The 6,562-nt window shown below is 57.7% G+C and carries 6 protein-coding genes; all 6 read right to left on the bottom strand.

All coding sequences use genetic code 11. The features are described from left to right. Positions 1-160 precede the first annotated feature (160 nt). The 6 genes from fusA to IBX54_RS11210 all read right to left on the bottom strand — a co-directional run bounded on the left by fusA (position 161) and on the right by IBX54_RS11210 (position 6,248). Complete coding sequence (gene fusA / locus IBX54_RS11235; RefSeq protein ID WP_296542743.1) at positions 161-2,263, bottom strand: elongation factor G; 2,103 nt, start codon at positions 2,261-2,263, stop codon at positions 161-163. Between the two features lie 164 nt (positions 2,264-2,427). Beyond that, positions 2,428-2,901, bottom strand: coding sequence for a 30S ribosomal protein S7 (gene rpsG, locus IBX54_RS11230; RefSeq protein ID WP_296542742.1), 474 nt, complete (start codon positions 2,899-2,901; stop codon positions 2,428-2,430). 154 nt (positions 2,902-3,055) lie between these two features. Next, the gene (gene rpsL / locus IBX54_RS11225) at positions 3,056-3,433 is read right to left on the bottom strand and encodes a 30S ribosomal protein S12 (RefSeq protein WP_223907615.1); all 378 of its coding nucleotides are present in this window, start codon (positions 3,431-3,433) and stop codon (positions 3,056-3,058) included. A 124-nt stretch (positions 3,434-3,557) separates the two neighbouring features. Then, positions 3,558-4,742 carry a D-alanyl-D-alanine carboxypeptidase family protein gene (locus IBX54_RS11220; protein WP_296542741.1) on the bottom strand — a complete coding sequence of 395 codons (1,185 nt, stop codon included), beginning with the start codon at positions 4,740-4,742 and terminating at the stop codon, positions 3,558-3,560. 8 nt (positions 4,743-4,750) lie between these two features. Beyond that, a complete protein-coding gene (locus IBX54_RS11215; protein WP_296542740.1) occupies positions 4,751-5,137 on the bottom strand; it encodes a (2Fe-2S) ferredoxin domain-containing protein in 387 nt (128 codons plus the stop codon). Positions 5,138-5,147: 10 nt separating this feature from the next. Beyond that, on the bottom strand, positions 5,148-6,248 hold the full coding sequence (locus IBX54_RS11210) for a VanZ family protein (protein WP_296542739.1): 1,101 nt from the start codon (positions 6,246-6,248) through the stop codon (positions 5,148-5,150). Positions 6,249-6,562 lie beyond the last annotated feature (314 nt).

Raw genomic sequence — 6,562 nt, 5'->3', positions numbered from 1 at the left:
GTGCCCACGTTGACGTGGGGCTTGGTGCGCGTGAATTTTTCTTTTCCCATTTTGATTCCTTAAAAGAGCAATGCCCGTGCGTTGGTTTAATGTTTGCAGTTCGTCACTGGGTCCGGCGCCACGGGCAGCGCTGGGTGCGAAATCGCAGACAGATTCTTGATTACTTCGCCCTTGCCGCCATGATGGCTTCGGAGACATTGCGCGGGGCTTCCGTGTAATGCTTGAATTCCATCGTGTAAGTGGCACGGCCCTGGGACATGGAGCGCAATGTGGTCGAGTAACCAAACATTTCCGACAGCGGCACTTCTGCCTTGATGGCTTTGCCGCCGCCGACCATGTCTTCCATGCCCTGAACCATACCGCGGCGTGAGGACAAATCGCCCATCACGTTGCCGGCGTAGTCTTCCGGGGTTTCTACTTCGACCGCCATCATGGGCTCAAGAATCACCGGGTTGGCCTTGCGGCAGCCTTCCTTGAAGCCAAAGATAGCGGCCATCTTGAAGGCCAGCTCGTTCGAGTCAACGTCGTGGTAAGAACCAAAGTGCAGGGTCACCTTGACATCAACCACCGGGTAGCCCGCCAACACGCCCTGGCTGACAGCTTCGTGAATGCCTTTTTCAACGGCGGGAATGTACTCGCGCGGCACCACGCCACCCTTGATGGCATCGACAAACTCAATGCCCTTGCCGGCTTCATTGGGTTCGATCTTGAGCACCACGTGGCCATATTGGCCCTTGCCACCGGACTGACGCACAAACTTGCCTTCGGCGTCTTCGATGGTCTTGCGGATGGTCTCGCGGTAGGCCACTTGGGGCTTGCCGACGTTGGCTTCAACGCCGAATTCGCGCCTCATGCGGTCCACAATGATTTCAAGGTGCAACTCGCCCATACCGCCAATCAGGGTCTGGCCCGACTCTTCGTCGGTCTTGACGCGGAACGAAGGGTCTTCTTGCGCCAAGCGTTGCAGGGCAATGCCCATTTTTTCCTGGTCTGCCTTGGTCTTGGGCTCGACGGCCTGAGTGATCACTGGCTCCGGGAACACCATGCGTTCGAGCATGATGATGGCCGACGGATCGCACAGGGTTTCGCCAGTGGTCACGTCTTTCAGGCCCACGCAGGCGGCGATGTCGCCCGCGACGATTTCGGCCACTTCTTCGCGCTTGTTGGCGTGCATTTGCACAATACGGCCAATGCGCTCTTTTTTGCCGCGAATCGGGTTATAGACCGTGTCGCCCTTGTTGAGCACACCAGAATAGACGCGCACAAAAGTCAACTGTCCCACAAACGGGTCGGTCATCAATTTGAACGCGAGGGCGGAGAACTTTTCCTTGTCGTCGGCGTTGCGGGTCACTGGCGCTTCGTCCTCGTCCATGCCTTTGACCGGCGGAATATCGACCGGTGACGGCATGAATTCGATGATGGCATCAAGCATGCGCTGAACGCCCTTGTTCTTGAAGGCGGTGCCGCAGAACATCGGCTGGATTTCGCTGGCAATGGTGCGTGTGCGAATGCCCAGTTTGATTTCGTCTTCGGTCAAGTCGCCTTCTTCGAGGTACTTGTTCATCAGCTCTTCGTTGGCTTCAGCGGCGGCCTCGACCATTTTCTCGCGCCACTCTTTGGCTTGCTCCAGCAGTTCTGCCGGAATTTCCTTATATTCGAACTTCATGCCCTGAGACGCTTCGTCCCAGATGATGGCGCGCATCTTGATCAGGTCAACCACGCCAGTGAAGTGCTCTTCCGCGCCGATCGGGATCACCATGGGCACAGGAGAAGCCTTCAGGCGCAATTTCATTTGCTCCACGACCTTGAAGAAGTTGGCACCGGTGCGGTCCATCTTGTTGACAAAGGCCAGACGAGGCACCTTGTACTTGTTGGCTTGGCGCCAGACCGTCTCGGACTGGGGCTGCACACCGCCCACAGCGCAATACACCATGCAAGCGCCGTCGAGCACGCGCATCGAGCGCTCGACTTCAATGGTGAAGTCCACGTGGCCGGGGGTGTCAATGATGTTGACACGGTGCTCGGCAAAGTTGTTTTCCATGCCTTTCCAGAAACAGGTGGTGGCCGCAGACGTGATGGTGATACCGCGCTCCTGCTCTTGCTCCATCCAGTCCATGGTGGCGGCACCGTCGTGCACTTCGCCGATTTTGTGATTGATGCCGGTATAAAAAAGAATACGCTCGGTGGTAGTGGTTTTACCGGCGTCGATGTGCGCTGAAATGCCAATATTGCGATAGCGCTCAATGGGGGTATGGCGAGCCATGATGGATCCTTGGTTGATCTGTAAATTTCAAACGACGATGCCGCAGAGGCTTGTGACCCCAACGGCGTAGCGACAAGGCTTCAGGCCTGGTGCAGGTGCGCTGGCCGTGCTGGTGCACGGCAGCGATTGGCAACAACGCATGACGCCTTCGCCGCAGCCGCCTTTTAGAAGCGGAAGTGTGAGAACGCCTTGTTGGCTTCGGCCATGCGGTGAACTTCGTCACGCTTTTTCATGGCACCGCCACGGCCTTCGGTGGCTTCCATGAGTTCGTTGGCCAAACGCAGGGCCATGGACTTCTCGCCACGCTTGCGGGCGGCTTCCTTGATCCAGCGCATGCTGAGTGCCAGGCGACGCACCGGACGCACTTCAACGGGCACCTGGTAGTTGGCACCACCGACGCGGCGGGATTTGACCTCGACCAGCGGCTTGACGTTGTTAATGGCCATGGTGAAGGCTTCCACCGGGTCTTTGCCAGGGTTCTTCTTTTCGATCTGCTCGAGGGCACCGTAAATGATGCGCTCGGCAACCGCTTTTTTGCCGCCTTCCATGATCACGTTCATGAATTTGGACAGCTCGACATTGCCGAATTTAGGATCCGGCAGAATTTCACGTTTAGGGACTTCGCGACGACGTGGCATTTTTTCACCTCTATTGCTTCAGCTGGCATCTTTGCAGACACCGCGAGAGTTAATCAATAAGACTCTCACTTACTCGACCCGAACATTGGGTCACTACGCTCGTTTCCTGCGCCACGCAGCAAACGAACACCTTTTAATTGAACGAACCTGCGGCTTATTTGGCCTTGGGACGCTTGGCACCGTATTTGGAACGCGATTGCTTGCGGTCTTTCACGCCTTGCAAGTCGAGTGAGCCGCGCACGATGTGGTAACGCACACCGGGCAAGTCCTTGACACGACCGCCGCGAACCAGCACCACGCTGTGTTCCTGCAGGTTATGGCCTTCACCGCCGATGTAAGAGATCACCTCGAAGCCGTTGGTCAAACGGACCTTGGCAACTTTACGCAAAGCCGAGTTTGGCTTCTTGGGCGTGGTGGTGTAAACGCGGGTGCAAACACCACGGCGCTGTGGAGAATTTTCCATCGCAGGGCTCTTGGACTTGACGGTCTCAACCGCACGCCCCTGACGGATTAACTGATTGATGGTTGGCATTGAGCCTCCTAAAAACTAAACGTCCCTAAACGTTTGAAACTTGAAAATGACAAAAACGTGAATCTCTTCGGAAATTCCGAAAAGCCCGCAACTATAGCAGGTCAGGTTCCCATGCGCAAATTTATCATTTGATCCACAGGCGCAAAGCATCCCAGGCACGCCCCAGCACCCCGGCCTCAACGACACCCTCGAGCACCTGCAGGGGCACCTCTGCCACCGCCTCTCCCGCGCTGCTGATTTTGAGCAGCCCCAGCTGCTGACCCTTTGTAAAAGGAGCAACCAAGGGTTCCGGCCGTATCACCTGGGTGCTGAGCTTGGCGCCCGTGCCAGTGGGTACAGCCACCACAATGGCTCGGGTCTGGCCCAGCGCCACGGTGGATGCCTTGCCCTTCCAGACGGTCGGCATCACCACTGCCTGGTTGGCATCGAACAGCTTGACCGCCTCAAACGCGGTATAGCCCCAGTTCAGCAATTTTTGCGCCTCGTTGGCGCGTGCGTTTTCACTGACAGCACCCAACACGATCGACAGCAGGCGGCGGCCTCCCAACGCCTCGGGTGAAGCGGCGGGGGCACCGGCTTTACCAAGCCCCGGCACGTCGCGCCGGGCTGTGGCAATCAAACAGTAGCCAGCGGCTTTGGTATAGCCGGTCTTCAGGCCATCAACCGTCGGATCACGAAAAAGCAATAGGTTGCGATTGCGGTCATTGGCCGCTGGCGTGCCCTCATAGCGGTACTTTTTGAGCGCGTAATACGCCACGTAATCCGGAAAATCCTGCATCAGGCGCGTCGCCAGAATGCTCAGGTCGCGCGCGGTGGTGATGTGGCCCGCTTCAGTCAAGCCTTCAGGATTCTTGTAGCCCGTGGCATTCATGCCCAAGGCCTTGGCCTGATCATTCATCAGCTGCACAAAGCGCTCGACCGTGCCACCCACGCCTTCAGCCAATGCCACTGTGGCATCGTTGCCGCTTTGCACAATCATGCCCTTGATCAAATCCTCCACCGGCACCTTCATTTTGGGATCGATGAACATGCGCGAACCAGGCATTCTCCAGGCGCGCTCACTCACCGGCAAGGTTTGCTTGAGATCGAGCTTCTTGCTGCGCAGGGCATCAAACACAAGGTACGCCGTCATCAACTTGGTCAGGGAGGCTTGCTCCACGGGTGAATCAATGTCTTTTTGCGCCAATATTTGATCGGCAGTGACATCGAGCAACAAGTAGGAGCGCGCCGCAATTTCAGGCGGCTGCGGGGTTTGCGCAGCCGCGGAAAGGCAAAACGCCACAGCAAGGGATAAGAGTATTTTTTTCATGAGGCTGTCTAGCACCCCAAGTCGGCGGGCGTGAGAAGTCGCTCCACCACTTGGCCGTTTTTGAGGTGCGACTCGACAATTTCGTCGATGTCGCTGGCATCCACATAGCTGTACCACACAGCCTCCGGATAGACCACAGCCACCGGGCCTGCAGCGCAGCGGTCCAGGCAGCCCGCCTTGTTGACGCGCACTTGCCCGGGCCCGGCCAAGCCCGCCGCCTTGACTTGCGACTTGCAGCGCTCAAACGCCGCTTGTGCGTCATGCCGGGCACAGCAGGCCTCGCCATTGCTGCGCTCATTCAAGCAGAAAAAGATGTGCCGCTGGTAATGGCTGGTGCCGGTCGCCGTCTCAGCGCCAGGCTGAACGGCAGAGTTTGGTGAAATTGAATGTGTCATTCGGTAGATTTTAGTTTTTTGATTCCTGGCGCCATAACAGGCTTAGCACATAGACCAAAGTTGCAAAAGGCCAAAGCCAGCCCAGCCACTGCGCCAAACCGTGGAATCGAATGAAGCGCCCCTGCTCCCACAGGAACAGGGTTTGCTCAAAATAGGGGCTCACCGGTGTCTGGTTGATCAGGCTCAGGTTGACGCCCAAGGCCAATAGCGCCAGCGCCGCACTGGCCCGGCGTGGCACACCTATCAGCGCTGTTGCCAGCACCATGGCGCTCGCCAAGGCGGCTTTGACCGGCGCGCTGAGCCAAACCCAGGCGTACTCCGGCCCCACACTCAAGGCCGCGCTGAGCGCTGTCGCCAGGACACCAAAAAAGCACACCCAAACCAAAAACCACGCGCGTTTGCCAGCCCGACGAATAATACTGAAGCCAAGCAGACAAGGAATCAACAAACCCAGCAGCACACACAGCCACGCCACTGAAGGCAACATGGGCTGCAACTCGGTCTCACGCAGTGGCAGCCATTCCAGAAACGGGGTATCGCGCAACAGATCAACGATCCTCGCCTCCAGCCGCTCCGCCACTTGCCCCAAACCCAGGGGGATGGCTGTGGGAAACAACAAAGCCGACGGCCAGAGTGCCAGCAACACCAACCCCCCACGCGCATCATCGACAAACCACTCGGCCCTGAAACGACTCCAGCGCTGCAATGCACCCAGTTTTTCCAGGCTCCAGGCACCGAAGCCACCCAATGCGCCGCCCGCCATGTTGAGCATCAAATCAAGATTGGACGGCACCCGGTTGGGCAGATACACCTGCAGCGACTCCATCAGCAGCGACAGCGCCGACGCCGCCAACACCCCCAAGCGCAGGGCGTAACGCGCTCGCCCGGTGCGCAGCGCGCTCAACACCAGGAAAAAACCCAACGGCATATAGCCCACAAGATTGGCCACCACATCAAACGCGGTCCAGTACCTGGGTAACGGCGCGGTCAGAAAAAACCAGGGCATCACGCCCTGGTCGCGCCAACCCTCAAAAGGAAACAGGCTGGCGTAAACAATCAGGCCCGCATAAACCAGCGCCAATGGCCATGCCGAAGTCTTGTGTGGCGACATACCGCGCTAGAAAGGTTTCAGCACAAGCAGCCAGTCGCCCGGGAGCACAGCCGGTATGTCGATGATGGTCATGTTGCGTGGCAGGTAAAACAAACCGGCGCACCAGCTGGCGACAAAACAACGTGTAGCGACGTGATCCAGAGCATGGTCATGACCGTGAAACCTTATCAGTGCAACATCCTAACCAAAAGTCAGGCAGTTACCAAAAATAAACCTTGGGCTTGCGCAACAACGCTGGCGCCACCCTGCGTCAAATCCACACATCGGCATAGGGGGCCTCCATTGTAGGAGGCGCCCCTGCCACACCACCCGGC

It is taken from the genome of Rhodoferax sp. (assembly GCF_014859475.1).
GTDB lineage: Bacteria > Pseudomonadota > Gammaproteobacteria > Burkholderiales > Burkholderiaceae_C > Rhodoferax.
The sequence above is the reverse complement of the archived record's forward strand: the minus strand, read 5'-3'. Positions and strand labels throughout refer to the sequence as shown.